Raw genomic sequence first — 17,858 nt, 5'->3', positions numbered from 1 at the left:
ATGACCAGCTCCACCGAGCAGCTGGCCGAGCAGCTGTCGGCCACCACCCTGCTGCGCTTCGCCACCGCCGGGTCCGTCGACGACGGCAAGTCCACCCTGGTGGGCCGGCTGCTGCACGACTCCAAGTCGGTGCTCGCCGACCAGCTGGAGGCCGTCGAGCACGCGTCCCGCTCCCGCGGCCAGGACGTTCCCGACCTGGCGCTGCTGACCGACGGTCTGCGGGCCGAGCGGGAGCAGGGCATCACGATCGATGTGGCATACCGTTACTTCGCCACACCGCGGCGCCGCTTCATCCTGGCCGACACCCCGGGGCACGTGCAGTACACCCGGAACATGGTCACCGGCGCGTCGACGGCCGAGCTGACCGTGGTCCTGGTCGACGCGCGCAACGGTGTCGTCGAGCAGACCCGCCGGCACGCCGCGATCGCCGCCCTGCTGCGCGTCCCGCATGTCGTCCTCGCCGTCAACAAGATGGATCTCGTCGGCTACGAGGAGTCCGTCTTCGCGTCGATCGCCGAGGAGTTCACGGCGTACGCGAGCGAACTCGGTGTCCCCGAGATCACCGCGATCCCGATCTCGGCGCTCGCCGGTGACAACGTCGTGGACGTGTCCGCGACCATGGACTGGTACGGCGGCCCGACGGTCCTCGAGCACCTGGAGACCGTGCCGGTCAGCCACGATCTGACGAGCTGCCACGCACGCTTCCCGGTGCAGTACGTGATCCGACCGCAGACCGCCGAGCACCCCGACTACCGCGGTTACGCGGGCCAGATCGCGGCGGGCACGTTCCGCGTCGGCGAGAGTGTGACCGTACTGCCGTCGGGCCGGACCTCGAAGATCTCCGGGATCGATCTGCTCGGCGAGCCCGTGGACGTGGCCTGGACCCCGCAGTCGGTGACGCTCCTGCTGGAGGACGACATCGACATCTCGCGCGGCGACATCGTCGTGCCGAGTGGTGACGCCCCCGCGACCACACAGGACGTCGAGGCGACCGTCTGCCATGTCGCCGACCAGCCGCTCGCCGTCGGCCAGCGGGTGCTGCTGAAGCACACCACCCGCACGGTCAAGGCGATCGTGAAGGAGATTCCTTCGCGCCTCACGCTCGACGATCTCTCCCAGCACCCGGCCCCCGGGCAGCTGGTGGCCAATGACATCGGCCGGGTCCGCGTCCGTACCGCCGAGCCCCTTGCGCTCGACGCGTACGCGGACTCCCGCCGTACCGGGTCGTTCCTGCTGATCGACCCGGCCGATGGTACGACCCTGGCGGCCGGCATGGCGGGCGAGTCCTTCGCCACCGCCAAGACCGCGCCCGTCCAGGACGACGAGGGGTGGGACTTCTGATGGCGATCGACGTGTACGCGACCTTCGCGAAGGAGGGCGGCCGCGTGGGCAGCGGCATCCTCGGCGCGGGCTCCGGAGGTGTCGCGCGATGTGCCCGATGACGAGCGCGACGCCCCGAACGCACCACAGACGACGACAGAGACCAGCCGATCACCCGGCCGCGTCCCGACACACCCGGAATCACCGGGGGACGTAAGCACCGGGCCTCCGAGAGGAACACCTCCCGTGCCTGCCACCCGTACGAGCCGTAAGCCCCGAACGCCCCTCGCCCACTCCCGGCTGCGCCGCCGTGGGGGCGCCCCCAACACCCTGCGCCGCAGCCTCGCCGCTGCCGCCGCCCTCCCGCTGCTGGCCGTGGCGCTCACCGCCTGCGGCTACGGCTCCGAGGCCAAGGACGACAAGAAGACCGAAGTGGCGGCCAAGGGCGACACGCTCTCCGTCGGCAAGATCCGCGTCGGCTACTTCCCGAACCTCACCCACGCCACCGCGCTGGTCGGCCTCCAGGAAGGCCTGATCCAGAAGGAGCTCGGCGGCACACAGATCGCGCCGCAGGCCTTCAACGCCGGCCCGTCCGAGATCGAGGCCCTCAACGGCGGCTCGCTGGACATCGGCTTCATCGGCCCCTCGCCGTCCATCAACGCCTATGTGAAGTCCCAGGGCAAGAACCTGCGGATCATCTCCGGCTCCGCCTCCGGCGGTGTGAAGCTCGTCGTCAACCCGGACAGGATCAAGACCCTGGACGACATCAAGGGCAAGAAGATCGCCACCCCGCAGAAGGGGAACACGCAGGACGTCGCGTTCCTCAACTGGATCGCGGAGAAGGGCTGGAAGGTCGACTCCGAGAGCGGCAAGGGCGATGTCTCGGTCGTCCGCACGGACAACAAGGTGACCCCGGACGCCTACAAGTCGGGCTCGATCGACGGCGCCTGGGTGCCCGAGCCGACCGCCTCCAAGCTGGTCTCCGAAGGTGCGAAGGTCCTCCTCGACGAGGCCGCCCTGTGGCCCGACAAGAAGTTCGTGATCACGAACATCATCGTCTCGCAGACGTTCCTCAAGGAGCACCCGGACGTCGTCGAGGCCTTCCTGCGCGGCACGGTGAAGACCAACGCCTGGATCGACGCCAACCCGGACAAGGCCAAGGCGTCCGCCAACGCGGCGCTGAAGGAGGAGACCGGCAAGGAGCTCGCCGCCGAGGTCATCGACCCGGCGTGGCCCAGCATCCGGATCACCGACGACCCGCTGGCCACCACGCTGAAGACGCAGTCCGAGTGGGCGGTCAAGGCCGAGCTGATCGATCAGCCCGACCTGAACGGCATCTACGACCTGACGCTGCTCAACAAGGTGCTGAAGGCCGAGGGCAAGCCCGAGCTCTCCGACGCCGGTCTCGGCGTCAAGTAACCCGCACACCGAATCCCCCAGGAGGTGACGACCATGGCTACCGCGATTGCCAAGGCTGCCGAGAGCACCACGGCGGTGTCGCACGCCGCCCGTATCGAGCATGTCTCGAAGTCCTTCTCCGGACCGGCCGGGGCCCAGCTCGTCCTGGACGACATCAGCCTCGATGTCGCGCCGGGCGAGTTCGTCACCATCCTGGGGGCCTCGGGGTGCGGCAAGTCCACCCTGCTCAACCTGGTCGCGGGGCTCGACAGGCCGACCGCCGGGTCGATCCACACGCCCGGCGGGCGGCCCGCCCTGATGTTCCAGGAGCACGCCCTCTTCCCGTGGCTGACCGCGGGCAAGAACATCGAACTCGCGCTGCGGCTGCGCGGACTCCCCAAGTCCGAGCGCCGCCCGGAGGCCGAGCGGCTGCTGGAGCTGGTCCGCCTCGGCGGCTCGTACGGAAAGCGGGTCCACGAGCTGTCCGGCGGTATGCGCCAGCGCGTGGCCCTGGCGCGGGCGCTGGCCCAGGACAGCGAACTGCTCCTGATGGACGAGCCGTTCGCGGCGCTGGACGCCATCACACGTGATGTGCTGCACGGCGAACTGACGCGGATCTGGGCCGAGACGAACCTGTCGGTCCTCTTCGTCACGCACAACGTCCGCGAGGCCGTACGACTCGCGCAGCGCGTGGTGCTGCTGTCCTCGCGGCCCGGCCGGGTGGCCCGGGAGTGGACGGTCGGCATCCCGCAGCCGCGTCGCATCGAGGACGCGGCCGTGGCGGAGCTGTCCATCGAGATCACCGAAGAACTGCGTGGGGAGATCCGCCGCCATGGCCAGCACTGACACCGCCCCGAAGCAGGACGACCTCGCCGGTCTGGAAGCAGGTCTGGACGCACTCGACACGGTCGAGATCAGCCGTACACCGGTCCGCGAGGTCCTCGTCAAGAAGGTCCTGCCACCGGTCGTGGCGATCGCGCTCGTCCTCGTCGTCTGGCAGCTCCTCGTCTCCGCGAAGGTCACCACCGAGGACAAGCTGCCCGAGCCGTCCGCAGTCTGGAACGGCCTGACGGACATGTGGCTGCAGGGCACCCTGCTGGAGGTCGTCTGGACCAGCGTCTCGCGCGGTCTGTTCGGCTTCCTGCTGGCCCTGGCCATCGGCACGCCGCTCGGCCTGCTCGTCGCCCGGGTGAAGTTCGTGCGCGCCGCGATCGGCCCGATCCTGTCGGGCCTGCAGTCGCTGCCGTCGGTGGCATGGGTGCCCCCGGCCGTCATCTGGCTCGGCCTCAACGACTCGATGATGTACGCGGTCATCCTGCTCGGCGCCGTACCGTCGATCGCCAACGGCCTCGTCTCCGGCGTCGACCAGGTGCCGCCGCTGTTCCTGCGCGCCGGGCAGACCATGGGCGCCACGGGGATGAGGGGAACCTGGCACATCGTCATGCCGGCAGCGCTGCCCGGGTATCTGGCGGGCCTGAAGCAGGGCTGGGCCTTCTCATGGCGCTCCCTGATGGCCGCCGAGATCATCGCGTCCTCGCCGGACCTCGGCCTGGGCCTCGGTCAGCTGCTCGAGAACGCCCGCAACAACATCGACATGCCCGGGGTGTTCCTCTCGATCATCCTCATCCTGATCGTCGGTATCGCCATCGACCTGCTCATCTTCAGCCCGCTGGAGCGACGGGTCCTGCGCAGCCGCGGTCTGCTCGTCAAGAACTGAGCGTTCCCATGCACAGCCCTGCCCTGCTCGTCATCGCCCACGGCAGCCGCGACCCGCGGCACGCCGCGACGGTGCACGCCCTGGTGCGGCACGTACGGTCGCCGGGGGTCCCCCCAGGCCCTCAAGGGCCTACCGGGAGGCCCGAGTTGCGCGTCGCGACGGCGTTCCTCGACTTCAACGCGCCGTCCGTGCCGCAGGTCCTGGAGCGGATGGCGAACGACGGCGTGCGGGAGGTGGTGGCGCTGCCGCTGCTGCTGACCCGCGCCTTCCACGCCAAGGCGGACATCCCGTCCGTCCTGAACGAGGCCAGGGCCAGGTACCCGCGGCTGCGGATCACCCAGGCCGATGTCCTCGGCCCGTCGCCGCTGCTGCCGGCCGCCGTGGAACGGCGGCTGTACGAGGCCGGGCTGACCCCGTACGACAAGCGCTCGACCGGGGTCGTCCTGGCCTCGGCGGGCTCCTCCGACCCGGAGGCGATCGCAGTGATCGCAGATGTGGCGCGGGAGCTGCGGCACACCGGATGGTGCGCCGTGCGACCTGCGTTCGCCTCCGCCGCGCTGCCCCGTACCGAGGACGCGGTACGGGCGCTGCGCGCCGAGGGCGTCGCCCGGGTCGCGGTGGCACCGTACGTCATCGCCCCGGGCCGCCTCCCGGACCGTATCGCCCACGGCGCCGACGCGGCGGGCGCCGACGTCCTGGCCGATGTCCTGGGACCGTCGCCCGAGCTGGCGCGACTTCTTCTGGAGCGCTACGACGAGGCGCAGGTCGCGCAGCGCCTCGTGGCGGCGGGCTGAACTGCCGGCCGAACCGCTGTGCGGTCAGCGCGCCGGTCCTCCACAACGGGACTCATGGATCACCGCCCGGGATGCGGTGCCCGAACCTCCAGGAAGCGATGCCGGCCGCGTCCCCGGTACAGCAGCGCGTCCCAGCCGAGCCGGTCCAGCACCCGCGCGCACTCGGTGAGCTCGCTCTCCTCCTGGGCCGCGGCCCCGCTGCCGTGCGGTCCGAGCCACTCGACCGTGACCGTGTCCGGCTCGTCCTCCCGTGCCCGGACGCGGTATCCCGTCGCCACCCGCTGCCCGGACGGCGCGTCGACCGCGGACGGGTCGATGCCGGATGCCTCCAGCGCGAGCGCGACGGCACGCACCATGCGGCCGCGTTCCCAGACTGCCGGTGTCGCCTCCGGGTCGGCGGCGTCGGTGTTGGTGAGGCGGCGGATCTGCAGCAGGCCCTCGAAGGCGACCCGCACCTCGGCCGCGCGCGTCTCCGTCGCGCGCGGGTCGCCGGCCCGTGGCGGCCTGTCACCGTCGTCGTACATGGGATCGACGATAGGCCGCGGCACTGACATCCGGCGGCTCGGCCGCTGCGCCAGTCCCCCGCGCTCTGCCCGCCCCCCGGGCACGGGTTCGCTCGCCCATTCGGAGGAGAACCAGGACGCAGCCGCGATCCGGCTGTCGGATGAGGACATGTCTGCCCTGGTACAGCGGTAGCGGCGGAGGCGGCAGCCACGGTGACACGACCGTGGCGGTGCCGTGACAACCGCGCCGAGCTCTTCGCGCACCATGGCGACAAGGAGGCCGACATGTCGATCTATCACCACAAGCGGCTCACGATCATCCCGAAGCTGGTCCACCTGAACCTCGGCACGCACGGGTGGTCGCTGAGCGTCGGCACGCGCCGGGCTCGTGTCACGCGGGACAGCGGCGGTCACAGCAGTGCTTCCGTCCGCCTGCCCGGCGGCTTCAGCTGGCGTCGGAGCTTTCGTCGGCACTGATCAGCGTGCCCTGGTGGAAGTAGAGCCGCCACACGTCACCGGTCAGACGCCACAGTGAACTGCGATGGGCGCGCCGACCGTTGACCTCGGTGACGAACGTCAGGTGCACGACATCGGGTGCGAGCTGGGTGCCCGTCATCTCCGACGCGGTGACGGGCTTGTGCGTCTGGGAACCCTTCCCACTGAGCAGCTCGATGATCGCGTCGCGTGTCCAGCGGCGCCCCGACGCGCCGAACTCGAGGAAGTCCGGGTGCAGCAGCTCGGCGAGCAGCGAGGGTTCGGTGCGTACGACGGGGTCGAGGAGGCGGAGCTCGCCCTCGATGGCGGCGGCGACGGCAGGGCCGAAGGCAGTGGCAGAGTCGGTCATCACACGGTGCCTCCGGTCATCTCGGCGAGCTTGACGGCAGTGTTCCAGTTGCGGGTCGTGGCAACGACGCCTTTTGTGAGGCTCGGCCTGCCGAGGACGTCCGCGAGCTTGGAGCGGCCGAGCCCGCCGGGCGCGTACAGATACAGCGCGCACTCGCCGAGCCGGAACTCCTCGGGGAGGAAGGAGTTCGCGTCGATGGACGCGAGCCGCCCGGGGTCGATGCGCCCCGAGAGGTACGTGACGTGGAGCTGCCTGCCCTCCAGTTCGGCTGCCGGGAAGGGGCAGTCCTCGACGACGGCCCTGAGATAGGGAGCCCCGCGGACCAGGCAGTCGACGGTGAAGCCGAAGTGCTTCTCGACGGCCTGCCCGATGTCCGCGGCGAGCGCGCCCTCGTCGCACGTCGCGCCGGTGAAGACGGCGTTGCCGCTCTGCAGGTACGTACGGACGTCGCCGTGGCCCAGTTCCGTCAGCAGCGTGCGGAGGTCCGCCATGGGGACCTTGCGATGTCCGCCGACGTTGATGCCGCGCAGCAGGAGCGCGTACGTGGAGGTCTTCGCCGTGGTCGCCATGGTCACACCATAGGACGGCCGCCGCGCCCCGTGGGGGAGGGCACGGCGGCCGTCGGCTCATCAGCGGTCGTCGATTCGGTCGATCAGCGGATCACTCGACGACCTTCAGGAGCTTGTTGGGCGTGCCCTCGCTCGGGTTGCCGATCTTGTCGGGCGTGGCGCCGTCCGTCAGCGCCTTGGCGACCTGCTCCGGGGTGGCGTCCTGGTGGGCGGCGAGATAGACCGCGGCGGCGCCGACGACGTGCGGGGTCGCCATCGACGTGCCGGAGATGGTCTTCGTGCCCTCGTCGCTGTCGTTCCAGGCCGAGGTGATGTCCGAGCCCGGAGCGTAGAGGTCCACGACCGGGCCGAAGTTGGAGAAGTCCGACTGCTTGTCGTCCTTCGTCGAGGACGCGACGGTGACGGCCTCCTCGACGCGTGCAGGGGAGCCCTGGCTCGCGTCGCTCGACTCGTTGCCCGCGGCCACGCCGAAGGTGACGCCGGAGGCGATGGCCTTGCGGACGGCCTCGTCGAGCGCCGGGTCGGCACTGCCGCCCAGGCTCATGTTGGCGACGGACGGGCCCTGGTGGTTCTGGGTGACCCAGTCGATGCCCGCCACGACCTGCTCGGTGGTGCCGGAGCCGCTGTCGTCGAGGACGCGGACGGCGACGATCTTCGCCTTCTTGGCGACTCCGTGGGCCGCGCCGGCGATGGTGCCCGCCACGTGGGTGCCGTGGCCGTTGCCGTCGTCGGCGGTGTCGTCGTTGTCGATGGCGTCGAAGCCGTGGGTGGCCCGGCCCTCGAAGTCCTTGTGGGAGACACGGACTCCGGTGTCGATGACGTACGCGGTGACGCCCTCGCCCGCGCTGTCGGGATACGTGTACGTGCTGTCGCCCGCGATGTCGGCCTGGTCGATCCGGTCCAGGCCCCAGGACGGCGGGTTGTCCTGGGTCGCGTTGATCGTGAACTTCTTGTTCTGGACGACCTTGGCGACGGCCGGGTCGGCGGCGAGGCGCTTGGCCTCGGTCTCCGACAGTCCGTTGGCGGAGAAGCCGTTGATGGCGGAGTTGTAGGTGCGCTGCAGCTTGCCGCCGTACTCCTTGGCCAGCTCCGCCTTGTTCGCCTTCTGGTCCAGCAGCACGATGTAGCTGCCTGCGACGGCACCTTCGGCGTGCGCGCCGTAGACCGTGCCCTCTGCGGGAGCGGGCGTGGGGGCCGCTCCGGCGAACGAGGTGTTGAGTACGGTCACTCCGGCGGCTGCGGCCACGGCGGTCATCGCCGCGGTGAGCTTGATCCTGCTCGAGCGCTTGTGAGTTGCCATGAAGAGGGGTCTCCTCGTCATCTTTTGTGGGGGGTTGGGCCTCCGGGAGGAAAATCTCCCGGGGCTGACTCGAAACCCTGACCGATTGACGCGCCCAGATCAAGACCTTCATACAGCTGTGACTCAGTCAACAAGTCTTTGTAATAAGAAAACGACCAGCGCGCCGCAAGTCGGACTCGGCCCCCTCAACTGCCTTTACGTGTAAGGGGCTTCGGTCTCCTCCTCCTTCCTGACGACGAGGTGACCGGAGCGGAAAGGAGGAGTCGGCCGAGGGCGGACTCCGCTGTCAGCACGACGAGCCCGCTCGCATCCGCCCATAGCGTCGAAGCCGGGAAGGACGGCGGCGCGGGGCCGCCGCCACGGACACACGAGGACACGGGGGGCCACCATGGGAAAGTCCGGGGAGAGTCCGGCGATGCGGACACGCGGCATCGCCGCGCGCGCCGGTGGCTGGAGTGCACGGCACCGCTGGGCGGCGGTGATCATCTGGGTGCTGTTCGTCGTCCTGGCCATGGGTCTGGGCTCGGCGGCGGGCCGGGTCGACGTCAAGGAGAGTGAGCAGCTCTCCGGCGAGGTCGGGCAGGCGATGCGGATCATCGAGGACGCGGGGCTCGAGGAACCGGCGGGCGAGACCGTGCTCGTCCAGGCCGCCGACGGGAGAACGACGGCGGAGGACGCGGAGTTCCGCTCGGCGGTCTCCGCCGTGATGAAAGCCGTTGAGGCGACCGGTGAGGTGACCGCGGTGACCTCGCCGTACGACACGAAGACCGTTTCCGGGGACGGGCGCAGCGCGCTCGTCCAGTTCGATGTGCGCGGAGATCCGGAGACCGCGAGTGAACGGATCGAACCGGTGCTCGAGGCCGTGGCCACGGTGCAGGCGGAGCACAAGGGCCTGCTGATCGAGGAGATCGGCTCCGCGAGCATGGGCAAGACGTTCGACGACGCGTTCGGCGACGATTTCCAGCAGGCCGAACTCTCCGCGGTGCCGGTCGCCCTGGGCATTCTGCTGATCGCCTTCGGCGCGCTGGTCGCGGCGCTGGTGCCGCTGGCGCTGGCCGTCACGGCGATCGTGGCGACGATGGGTCTGATGGGCGTCGTCAGCCATTTCCAGCCGATGAGCGAGACGGCGAACTCCGTGATGCTGCTGGTGGGTCTGGCGGTCGGCGTCGACTACTGCCTCTTCTATCTGCGGCGGGAGCGCGAGGAGCGGGCCGCCGGGCGCGACGCGCAGACCGCGCTCGCCATCGCGGCGGCGACCAGCGGGCGGGCGATCATCGTCTCCGGTGTGACCGTCTGTGTCGCGATGGCGGGCATGCTCTTCACCGGGCTCGCCGAGTTCGAGGCGATGGGGCTGGCGTCGCTGATGGTGGTGGCGGTGGCGATGGTCGGGTCCGTGACCGTCCTTCCGGCACTGCTGTCGCTGCTGGGCGAGCGGGTGGAGAAGGGCCGCGTGCCGTTCCTGAACCGCATCAAGCGGGGCGACGGTGAGAGCCGGCTCTGGCGCTGGGTGGTCGGCGGCGTGCTGCGCCGGCCCAAGCTGTCCCTCGCGGTCGCAGCGGGCGCGCTCGTCGCGATCGCGCTGCCCGCGACGGGTATGCACACGCAGAATCTCACGCTGGACCAGGAGTTCGGCGACTCACTGCCGATCGTGCGGACGTACGAGCGCGTCAACGCGGCGTTCCCCGGCGGGGCCGATCCGGCCCAGGTGGTGGTGAAGGCCGACGACATCAACGCCGGGCCCGTCCGCAAGGCGATCGCGGACTTCCGTGCGCAGGCCGTGACTTCGGGCGCGTCGCAGGGCCCGGTGGACGTGGAGGTCCACGACAGGGAGAACGTCGCCGTCATCGGGGTACCGCTGGTCGGCGGCTCCGATCAGGACAAGGCGTCCCTCTCTCTGGACCTGCTGCGGGACACGGTCAGGCCGGCCACGCTCGGGACGGTCGACGGGGTCGAGGCGCCGATCACGGGTCAGGTCGCCGGGTCGAAGGACTTCAACGAGCAGATCGTGGGGGCCGTCGCGCCGGTGTTCGCGTTCGTCGTCGTCTTCGCGTTCCTGCTGATGCTGCTCTGCTTCAGGTCGCTGACGATCGCGATCACGTCGATCGTGCTCAATCTGCTCTCGGTCGGCGCGGCGTACGGCATCCTCACCGCCGTCTTCCAGCACGGGTGGGGAGCGTCGCTGGTGGGGGCGGAGGGGGTCGGGGCGATCATCTCCTGGCTTCCGCTGTTCCTGTTCGTGATCCTGTTCGGGCTGTCGATGGACTACCACGTCTTCGTGGTGTCCCGGATCCGCGAGGCACGGCTGCAGGGCCGGACGACGAAGGACGCGATCATGCACGGCGTGGTGACGACGGCCGGCGTGGTGACCAGCGCGGCGGTCATCATGGTCGCGGTGTTCGCCATCTTCGGCACGCTGTCCATGCAGTCCATGAAGCAGATGGGCGTCGGGCTCGCTGCGGCGGTGCTCATCGACGCGACGATCATCCGGGGCGTACTGCTGCCGGCGGCCATGGCGCTGCTGGGCGAGCGCAACTGGTATCTGCCGCGCGGACTCCGGTGGCTCCCCGATCTGACGGACGACGAGTCCGGACCGCAGGCGGGCGATCCGCCCCCGGCGCGGCGGGACGACCGGCGCGACCCGGTACGGGTGTGATCACGAAGTGATCAGCGCTGCCCCGTCCCGCCTCCGGTGCGCGACGGGGCAGAACCCGTGGGACTGCTCAACTCTCCGTTCGGCCCTGCCGCGGTGTGCTCCGCGCGGGTTCTTCGCCGCGGGGCTCGGGTATCGCGGTTGTCGCAGGTGTCGCGGGGGCCTGCCGTGCGGCGCGGGTCGATGCCGCGCACCCCGGACGCCACCCGCCTGCCCGTCGCCCGCCGCCCGCCGCCGGACCTGCGGAGATGCGAGAATTCGGGCCATGGACGAGACACGCGCACGCGAGGTGCTGGAGGCGGCGGGACTGGCGGCGCAGGACGCGACGCTGCTGGCCCTCGGGGAGAACGCGGTCTTCGGCGCGGGCGACGTCGTCGTCAAGGTCGGGCGGAGCGCGGAGCTGCTGAAGCGTGCGGAGCGCGAGCTGGCGGTGGCCGGGTGGCTGGAGAAGGCGGGCGTCCCTGCCGTACGGGCCGCGGAGCCGAAGGCACGGCTGGTGGAGAGCCATCCCGTGACGCTGTGGCACCGGCTGCCAAAGGCCGTACGTCCTGCCGAGCCCCGGGACCTGGCGCCGCTGCTGCGGCAGGTGCATGCGCTGCCCGCGGCGCCGTTCGCGCTGCCGCGACGGGAACTGCTCGGGGGCGTCGAGCGATGGCTGCGGCTGGCGGGGGACGCGATCGACACCGCGGACGCGGCGTATCTGCGCGAACGGCGGGACGGATTCTCCGCGGCGGCCGCCGCGCTGACCCCGCATCTGCCGCCGGGGCCGATCCACGGTGACGCGCTCCCCCGCAATGTGCATGTCGGCCCGGACGGCCCGGTCCTGGTCGACCTGGAGACCTTCTCCTCCGACCTGCGCGAACACGACCTCGTGGTCCTCGCCCTCGCCCGCGACCGCTACGGCCTCGCCCCCGAGGCGTACGACGCCTTCGCGGCCGCCTACGGCTGGGACGTCCGCGACTGGCCCGGGTGCCCGGTCCTCCGCGGCGCCCGCGAGACGGCGAGCTGCGCATGGGTGGCGCAGCACGCCCCGTCCAACCCCAGGGCGCTGGCCGAATTCCGCCGCCGTGTGGCGTCCTTGCGCGAGGGTGACACAGAGGTGCGCTGGTACCCGTTCTGATCACTTCCCTTCCACGATTGGAGTGTTGGATGCGCGTCGAACTCAGCGAGGTGACCCTCGAGGTCGGCACCGGCGGCGCGGGACCGGCCGTTCTCCTCGTGCACGGTTTCCCGGACACCCACGACTGCTGGCGCCACCAGGTGCCCGCGCTCCACGCGGCCGGATACCGCACCATCGCCCCCGACCTCCGCGGCTTCGGCGGCTCGGACCGCCCGGACGGCACCGACGCCTACGCCCCGGCCCGGTCCGTGGCCGACCTGCTGGAACTGCTCGACCGGCTGGAGGTGGAGCGGGTCCATCTCGTCGGCCACGACTGGGGCTCCGGCATGGTCCAGCAGCTGGCCATGGCCGCGCCGGAGCGGGTGACCGGCCTGAGCATTCTGTCCGTGGGCCACCTCGGGGCGCTCCGGGACGCGGGCTGGGAACAGCGGCAGAAGTCCTGGTACATGCTGCTGTTCCAGCTGCCGGGCATCGCCGAGGAGTGGCTCTCCCGCGACGATTTCGCGCACTTCCGCGAGATGCTCGCCGAGCACCCGGACGCCGACGGGATCGTCGACCGCCTGCGCGCGCCGGGCGCGCTCACCGCCGCCCTCTCGGTGTACCGCGCGGGCCTGCCGCCCGAGGTGATGTTCGGCCCCGACCTGCCGCTGCCGTCGCTGCCCGGGCCCGTGCTGGGGATGTGGAGCACGGGTGACCGCTTCCTGACCGAGCGGTCGATGACCGGCACGGAGAAGCATGTGGCCGGCTCCTGGCGCTACGAACGGGTCCAGGACGCGGGGCACTGGCTCCAACTGGACGCGCCGGAGCGCGTCAACGCGCTGCTGCTCGACTTCATCGGCGAGGCGGAGTCCCGGCGCGGGGCTGCGGGCTAGAACCCGTCCGGTCTCACCTGGGCGCCTGCGGCGGGCCCACGCAGACCGACCCCGCGCCGCTTGCGGACGGACATCCGGGCCGACCGGGCGGCACCGGCCGCAACTCGGCCCGCCCGCCGCTGGAGAACGGACACCCCGGCCGACCGGGCGGCACCGGCCGCAACTCGGCCCGTCCGCCGCTGGAGAACGGACACCCCGGCCGACCGGGCGGCACCGGGCACGGGGACAGAGTTGCCCCCGCGGCGGAGCCGCCGCGCGGGCACGGCCGCCGTCAGCGGACGGTGGCCGCCGGCTCGCGCAGGGGCCAGGACGCGTCGACCACCGCGTCCGGTGTGCCCTTGCGGCGGAGGAAGTCCTGGAAGTCAGCCGCCCATTCGGCGTACCAGCGCACCTGCCGGGCGTGCAGCTCCCCAGGCGTCAGCGCCGCGACCGACGCGTGCCGTTCGGCTATCGCGTGGGCGACCCGCACCGCGGCGAGTGCGTCCGCCAGGGCCTCGTGGGCGTCGTCCAGGACGACGCCGTACTCCCCGCAGACCGCTTCGAGGGTGCGCTTGCCGCGGCGGTAGCGGTCGACGGAGCGGTCGATCGTGTACGGATCGACGACGGGGCCGATCTCCGTGCCACCGAGCCGCTCCGACAGGGACGGCAGCCCGTGGCGGGCGAGCTCCGCCGAGAGCAGGGTGAGGTCGAACGCCGCGTTGTACGCCACGACCGGAGTGCCCTGGGCCCAGTGACCCGCGAGGGCCGAGGCGATCTCGTCCGCGACCTCGCGCGCCGGGCGGCCTTCCGCCGCCGCCCGCTCGCTGCTGATGCCGTGGATCGCGGACGCCTGCTCCGGGATGCGGATCCCCGGGTCCGCCAGCCAGGTCCGCTGCTCGGTCGTCTCGCCGTCCCGCAGGACCACGACCGCCGCGGTCACGATGCGCGCGTCCAGCGGATCGGTGCCTGTCGTCTCCAGGTCGAAGCCGGCCAGCGGTTCACGGTGCCACGTCATGGTGCGGTGCTCCCCCCTCATCGTGGTGCTGACGGAAACTCTCGCACGTGGCACTGACAGTCAGGACACCGGGCGCGAGTCGGTCCACACCGACTCGAACTCCTCCCGGTACGTCTGGAACAGCCCGTGCTCGGCGTCCTGACCCGACCTCACCACGGCCCGGCCGCCGCCCCGCAGCACGAGAACCGGCGCCTCCATGCCGCGCGCGTGCCGCAGATACGACTGCACGACCGCCAGCCCGTCGGGTCCGTCCCCGTCCACCAGATAGGCCGTGAACCGGGGTGTCTCGTCGAAGACATGGATCTCGAAGGCCCCGGGGTCGCGCAGCTTCGACCGCACCCGCCGCATGTGGAGGATGTTCATCTCCACCGTGCGGCTCAGCTCGCCCTTCTTCAGGCCGAGTTCGCGCTCGCGCCGCTTCACCGCGCTGCTCGCCGGGTTGAGGAAGAGCAGCCGCACCCGGCACCCGGACTCGGCGAGCCGGACCAGCCGTCGCCCGGAGAAGTTCTGCACGAGCAGGTTCAGGCCTATGCCGATGGCGTCGAGCCGCCGTGCACCCCCGAAGAGGTCCTCGGCCGGCAGCTGCCGCTGCAGTCGCACCCGGTCGGGGTGCACGGACACCACGTCCGCGTACCGGTCGCCCACCAGGTCCTCGACCGCGTCCACGGGCAGCCGGTCCGCCGAGGGCACCCCGGCGCCGCTGCCGAGGATCTCCAGCAGCCGCGCCGAGGCCCGTTCGGCCTGGGCGAGCACGGCCTCGCTCAGTGCGCGGTTGCGGGAGACGACGTTGCGCGCGACCTCCAGCTCGTCCAGGGCCAGCTCCACGTCGCGCCGGTCGTCGAAGTACGGCTCGAAGCAGGGCCAGTGCTGGACCATCAGCTCCCGCAGCTGCGGGAGGGTGAGGAAGCTCAGCACGTTGTCGTCGGCGGGGTCCAGCAGATAGCCCTTGCGCCGGGACACCTCCCGCACCGCGACGGCCCGCTGCACCCACTCCTGACCCGCGGGACCCGCGGCCGCGACGACCCACTCGTCGCCGTGCACGGGCTCGTAGATCGGCCGGAGCACAGCGGCCACGACGGCGCGCAGCCGCTGCTCCACCAGGTTCAGCCAGATGTAGGCCCGTCCCGCCCGTTGCGCGCGCGTACGCACCTCGCTCCAGGCGTCCGCGCCCCAGTCCAGTTCCGCTCCGATCTCGACCGGCCGGGCGAGCGACACCGCGCCGGGCGGGACGTCGGCGGAGCCCCCCTCGTGACCGGCGTCACCGGGGGGTAGCTCCAGCCCTCCCGAGCTCACCCGCGCACCGCCTCCAGCTCCTGGACACCCGTCTTCAACGATCAAGGAAGGGTACTCCGCGAGCGGGAGCCGGTGCAGCCGGATCGACAGGCTGGTCCCTCAACTCCCCGACGGAGGCGCACCGTTCTGACTGGCGAGTTCGGCCGGAGTGAGCGGATTCATAGCGGTTACGTCCCTGGGCGCGAGCTGGAAGCCCTGCCAGTGGACCGGCATCGGCTGCTGGTCCTCGTCACGGGCGATGTGGTGGAACCCGATGTTGACCCACACCACCGGGTTGCTCAGCGTCTCCGCGTTGACCCACTTGTCCACACTGTCGGGGGCACCCCGCCCGCAGTTGAGGGTGTTGTTGCTGGCGAACTGCTCACAGGCGCGGTTCTGCGTGAAGTAGACGTCGTGCTTGGTGAAGGCGCGGCCGGGGTGCTTCGCCGTGGGGCCGGGCACGATCTCGTACGAGCGCGCGTGGCCGTCCTTGTTCTTGCCGGTCGCGCTGACGACACGCCACCAGCGCATCGCCTTCGCGTCCCCGGCGAGCTCCGTCGTGACCGGCGTGCGCGTGGTCTTCGTCTTCGGGCTGCCGTTGCCGGTGGGCGGGGTGACCTTCGAGTCGTACTGCTCGATCCGGTCCTTGCTGCTGCCGTCGAGGCCGAAGTTCAGCCGCCAGAAGACGTTGTGGCTGTGGCTGGTGGCATAGTCCTCGGCACCCTTGCCGATGGGCCAGCCGCGGCCGTCGCCCGCGTCGTAGTCGCCCGGCGAGAGGCTCCCGGTGGCGCCGACGTTGGCGGATATCGTCCCGTCGGACGAGAACCGCCACTCGGTGATGTACTCGTACCAGGAGACCTTGTTGACGGTGTAGAGCAGCAGGTCCTTGCCCTCCGCCTGCCAGACCTTGGTGCCCTCGTCGTTGGCGAGACGGTAGGCGTGGCCGCGTGAGCGGGTGGTCTGGCACAGACCGTTGACCTGGCCGACGTCGGGGACCTTGACCTTCTTGATGGTGCCGCCGGGGCATTCGGTGGGCTTGAGGTTCTGCAGGCCGTACCCGAAGCCGAAGCCGGTGAGGTCGTCGTACTCGGCCTGCCCGTCGTCGTACGGGACGTGGATCTGCGCGAGCTTGGCGCTGGTGAGGACCTGGATCGGGCGGGGCTCGCCCTTCGGCTGGTAGCTGACCTTGTCCAGGACGAGGCCGGCGGAGGAGTCGTAGTGCCAGCACATGCGCCAGGTGGTGCCGCCCGCGAGGGAGGACGTGACCTGGTAGGGCGCGCTGCACGGCAGCGCCGGGGCGGGTGCCTGCGGCGCCCTGGCGGTGGCGGCGGTCGCGGCGCCCGGGCCCGCGGCGGTCAGCGCGCCGCCGAGCAGAACGGCGGCGGCGAGCACCGAGGCCGGCTTGCGGGCATGCGGAAATCTGCTCTTGTCCATGCGAAGAGGAACTCCCTCGGACGTTCGTGCGGAAGAAGTGGTGCGGACGGGAATGCGGTCGGCCGCGACGGCGGTCGGACCGGAGACGGCGTCAGCCGGCCTCGGGCAGCAGGCCCCGGCGGCCGGTGTCAGGCGGCCGGTGTACGGACGACCGTTCGGGCGCTCAGATCCACGGCCAGGTCCCGCGTGTCGATCCACGGCCCGTTCGTGATCTTGGTGATGACGCGCACGCAGCGGTGCACCCCGCAGTCGGCGAGCTGCTCCGGAATCCGCGCCTCCCGGTCCTTGCGGTAGACGAATCCGCTGAGCGTGAGCGGCTCCGACGAGGTGAGCGCGCTGCCGGTGGCGTCCTTGTAGTCCGCCTTGAGCCCCGACCCGAGCGGGCTCGCCAGGATCAGCCCGACCGCCTCCCGCAGCTCCTCGCGGTGCGGCGACGGCTGTACGCCCTGCTGGGCGCCGCTCTGTTCCACCTTCCCGGTGGTGAGGTTGACCGTGGACGTGACGAGCCGGTCGTTCCGGTAGTCGTAGTACGAGACGACGGCGCGGCGCGGCGGCGCCGCGAGGCCCGCATCGGACGGCTCGGTTTCGGCCAGATCGGTGGTGAGGTGCTGCGGGCCGCGCCCGCCGCCCGCGTTCCGGCCGTCCCGTGCGGCCGGGGCCGTCGCCAGCTGCTCGGCCCGCTTCAGCTCGTCGTCGGTGAGCGGGTCGCGGCCGATGCCCTTCTCCCCCTCGTCGGCCGCTGCGGCCACGACGCCGGGCTCGGGGGCCGGGGCCCCTGCACCCGGGCCCTGGCCGGTGCTCTGCGACGCGGCGGCGCGGTCTCCGGTTCCGCCCCCCGGGCCGCCGTCCGCTCCTGCCGTGCCCGGCAGGGTGATTCCGATCATCGCGGCGGTTCCCGTCACCGCAATGGCCGTGCCCGCCACCACCTTGCCCAGGTGACGGCGCACTGGTTTGCGCATATTTCCCCCCTCTTACCTGTGGTCACCCGGTAGGACGGCGATAAGTCCTAGGAGGTTGCCCTTCTTTCGGGGAGGATCTGGCCGAAGAGGTCCCCACTACCCGGATCAGAAG

General features: G+C 71.2%; 17 protein-coding genes. 9 read left to right on the top strand and 8 right to left on the bottom strand.

The window, feature by feature from the left end; genetic code table 11:
* From ACWCP0_RS02895 to ACWCP0_RS02875, 5 genes are all read left to right on the top strand, one after another.
* The gene (locus tag ACWCP0_RS02895; protein ID WP_451077081.1) at nt 1-1,341 is read left to right on the top strand and encodes a sulfate adenylyltransferase subunit 1; all 1,341 of its coding nucleotides are present in this window, start codon (nt 1-3) and stop codon (nt 1,339-1,341) included.
* Between the two features lie 279 nt (nt 1,342-1,620).
* Nucleotides 1,621-2,739, top strand: a complete 1,119-nt coding sequence (locus tag ACWCP0_RS02890; protein WP_451077369.1) for an ABC transporter substrate-binding protein — start codon at nt 1,621-1,623, stop codon at nt 2,737-2,739.
* A 33-nt stretch (nt 2,740-2,772) separates the two neighbouring features.
* Nucleotides 2,773-3,564, top strand: a complete 792-nt coding sequence (locus tag ACWCP0_RS02885) for an ABC transporter ATP-binding protein (protein ID WP_451077080.1) — start codon at nt 2,773-2,775, stop codon at nt 3,562-3,564.
* A complete protein-coding gene (locus ACWCP0_RS02880) occupies nt 3,551-4,435 on the top strand; it encodes an ABC transporter permease (RefSeq protein WP_451077079.1) in 885 nt (294 codons plus the stop codon). The genes ACWCP0_RS02885 and ACWCP0_RS02880 overlap by 14 nt, the downstream gene beginning before the upstream one ends.
* 8 nt (nt 4,436-4,443) lie before the next feature.
* Nucleotides 4,444-5,229 (top strand): sirohydrochlorin chelatase, encoded by a 786-nt coding sequence (locus ACWCP0_RS02875; RefSeq protein WP_451077078.1) that lies wholly within the window; start codon nt 4,444-4,446, stop codon nt 5,227-5,229.
* 59 nt (nt 5,230-5,288) lie between these two features.
* Here ACWCP0_RS02875 and ACWCP0_RS02870 read toward each other — a convergent pair whose 3' ends face one another.
* Nucleotides 5,289-5,753 (bottom strand): hypothetical protein, encoded by a 465-nt coding sequence (locus ACWCP0_RS02870; protein WP_451077077.1) that lies wholly within the window; start codon nt 5,751-5,753, stop codon nt 5,289-5,291.
* A gap of 264 nt (nt 5,754-6,017) precedes the next feature.
* On the opposite strand from ACWCP0_RS02870, the gene ACWCP0_RS02865 reads away from it, so the two are divergent.
* On the top strand, nt 6,018-6,209 hold the full coding sequence (locus ACWCP0_RS02865; RefSeq protein ID WP_451077076.1) for a DUF4236 domain-containing protein: 192 nt from the start codon (nt 6,018-6,020) through the stop codon (nt 6,207-6,209).
* On the opposite strand, the gene ACWCP0_RS02860 is transcribed toward ACWCP0_RS02865, so the two are convergent.
* From ACWCP0_RS02860 to ACWCP0_RS02850, 3 genes are all read right to left on the bottom strand, one after another.
* Nucleotides 6,178-6,576, bottom strand: a complete 399-nt coding sequence (locus ACWCP0_RS02860; protein WP_451077075.1) for a nuclear transport factor 2 family protein — start codon at nt 6,574-6,576, stop codon at nt 6,178-6,180. The two genes, ACWCP0_RS02865 and ACWCP0_RS02860, sit on opposite strands and share 32 nt — an antisense overlap.
* Complete coding sequence (locus tag ACWCP0_RS02855) at nt 6,576-7,145, bottom strand: DUF1697 domain-containing protein (RefSeq protein WP_451077074.1); 570 nt, start codon at nt 7,143-7,145, stop codon at nt 6,576-6,578. Before ACWCP0_RS02855 ends, ACWCP0_RS02860 begins: the two co-directional genes overlap by 1 nt.
* Before the next feature lie 91 nt (nt 7,146-7,236).
* Nucleotides 7,237-8,445: a S8 family peptidase gene (locus tag ACWCP0_RS02850; protein ID WP_451077073.1), complete on the bottom strand. Its 1,209-nt coding sequence runs from the start codon at nt 8,443-8,445 to the stop codon at nt 7,237-7,239.
* Between the two features lie 415 nt (nt 8,446-8,860).
* Between ACWCP0_RS02850 and ACWCP0_RS02845 the strand changes: the two genes are divergently transcribed.
* From ACWCP0_RS02845 to ACWCP0_RS02835, 3 genes are all read left to right on the top strand, one after another.
* Nucleotides 8,861-11,098, top strand: a complete 2,238-nt coding sequence (locus tag ACWCP0_RS02845) for an MMPL family transporter (RefSeq protein ID WP_451077072.1) — start codon at nt 8,861-8,863, stop codon at nt 11,096-11,098.
* A 262-nt stretch (nt 11,099-11,360) separates the two neighbouring features.
* Nucleotides 11,361-12,215 (top strand): phosphotransferase enzyme family protein, encoded by an 855-nt coding sequence (locus tag ACWCP0_RS02840; protein ID WP_451077071.1) that lies wholly within the window; start codon nt 11,361-11,363, stop codon nt 12,213-12,215.
* Between the two features lie 29 nt (nt 12,216-12,244).
* Complete coding sequence (locus ACWCP0_RS02835; RefSeq protein WP_451077070.1) at nt 12,245-13,087, top strand: alpha/beta fold hydrolase; 843 nt, start codon at nt 12,245-12,247, stop codon at nt 13,085-13,087.
* A gap of 271 nt (nt 13,088-13,358) precedes the next feature.
* Here ACWCP0_RS02835 and ACWCP0_RS02830 read toward each other — a convergent pair whose 3' ends face one another.
* The 4 genes from ACWCP0_RS02830 to ACWCP0_RS02815 form a co-directional block, all read right to left on the bottom strand.
* Complete coding sequence (locus ACWCP0_RS02830; protein WP_451077069.1) at nt 13,359-14,081, bottom strand: exonuclease domain-containing protein; 723 nt, start codon at nt 14,079-14,081, stop codon at nt 13,359-13,361.
* 60 nt (nt 14,082-14,141) lie between these two features.
* Nucleotides 14,142-15,374, bottom strand: coding sequence for an SAV2148 family HEPN domain-containing protein (locus ACWCP0_RS02825; RefSeq protein ID WP_451077068.1), 1,233 nt, complete (start codon nt 15,372-15,374; stop codon nt 14,142-14,144).
* A 99-nt stretch (nt 15,375-15,473) separates the two neighbouring features.
* Nucleotides 15,474-16,787, bottom strand: coding sequence for a copper amine oxidase (locus ACWCP0_RS02820; RefSeq protein WP_451077067.1), 1,314 nt, complete (start codon nt 16,785-16,787; stop codon nt 15,474-15,476).
* Between the two features lie 128 nt (nt 16,788-16,915).
* The gene (locus tag ACWCP0_RS02815; protein ID WP_451077066.1) at nt 16,916-17,746 is read right to left on the bottom strand and encodes a Tat pathway signal sequence domain protein; all 831 of its coding nucleotides are present in this window, start codon (nt 17,744-17,746) and stop codon (nt 16,916-16,918) included.
* Nucleotides 17,747-17,858: the final 112 nt, after the last annotated feature.

This window comes from Streptomyces sp. NPDC001970, assembly GCF_053594115.1.
This window is presented reverse-complemented; position numbering and strand designations above follow the sequence as displayed.

Bases quoted from the DNA above. Each gene is read 5' to 3' on its own strand.
- ACWCP0_RS02845 (WP_451077072.1), top strand. From the start codon at position 8,861: ATGCGGACACGCGGCATCGCCGCGCGCGCCGGTGGCTGGAGTGCACGG.
- ACWCP0_RS02850 (WP_451077073.1), bottom strand. From the start codon at position 8,445: ATGGCAACTCACAAGCGCTCGAGCAGGATCAAGCTCACCGCGGCGATG.
- ACWCP0_RS02865 (WP_451077076.1), top strand. From the start codon at position 6,018: ATGTCGATCTATCACCACAAGCGGCTCACGATCATCCCGAAGCTGGTC.
- ACWCP0_RS02875 (WP_451077078.1), top strand. From the start codon at position 4,444: ATGCACAGCCCTGCCCTGCTCGTCATCGCCCACGGCAGCCGCGACCCG.
- ACWCP0_RS02885 (WP_451077080.1), top strand. From the start codon at position 2,773: ATGGCTACCGCGATTGCCAAGGCTGCCGAGAGCACCACGGCGGTGTCG.
- ACWCP0_RS02855 (WP_451077074.1), bottom strand. From the start codon at position 7,145: ATGGCGACCACGGCGAAGACCTCCACGTACGCGCTCCTGCTGCGCGGC.
- ACWCP0_RS02815 (WP_451077066.1), bottom strand. From the start codon at position 17,746: ATGCGCAAACCAGTGCGCCGTCACCTGGGCAAGGTGGTGGCGGGCACG.
- ACWCP0_RS02860 (WP_451077075.1), bottom strand. From the start codon at position 6,576: ATGACCGACTCTGCCACTGCCTTCGGCCCTGCCGTCGCCGCCGCCATC.
- ACWCP0_RS02870 (WP_451077077.1), bottom strand. From the start codon at position 5,753: ATGTACGACGACGGTGACAGGCCGCCACGGGCCGGCGACCCGCGCGCG.
- ACWCP0_RS02820 (WP_451077067.1), bottom strand. From the start codon at position 16,787: ATGGACAAGAGCAGATTTCCGCATGCCCGCAAGCCGGCCTCGGTGCTC.
- ACWCP0_RS02830 (WP_451077069.1), bottom strand. From the start codon at position 14,081: ATGACGTGGCACCGTGAACCGCTGGCCGGCTTCGACCTGGAGACGACA.
- ACWCP0_RS02880 (WP_451077079.1), top strand. From the start codon at position 3,551: ATGGCCAGCACTGACACCGCCCCGAAGCAGGACGACCTCGCCGGTCTG.
- ACWCP0_RS02835 (WP_451077070.1), top strand. From the start codon at position 12,245: ATGCGCGTCGAACTCAGCGAGGTGACCCTCGAGGTCGGCACCGGCGGC.
- ACWCP0_RS02840 (WP_451077071.1), top strand. From the start codon at position 11,361: ATGGACGAGACACGCGCACGCGAGGTGCTGGAGGCGGCGGGACTGGCG.
- ACWCP0_RS02895 (WP_451077081.1), top strand. From the start codon at position 1: ATGACCAGCTCCACCGAGCAGCTGGCCGAGCAGCTGTCGGCCACCACC.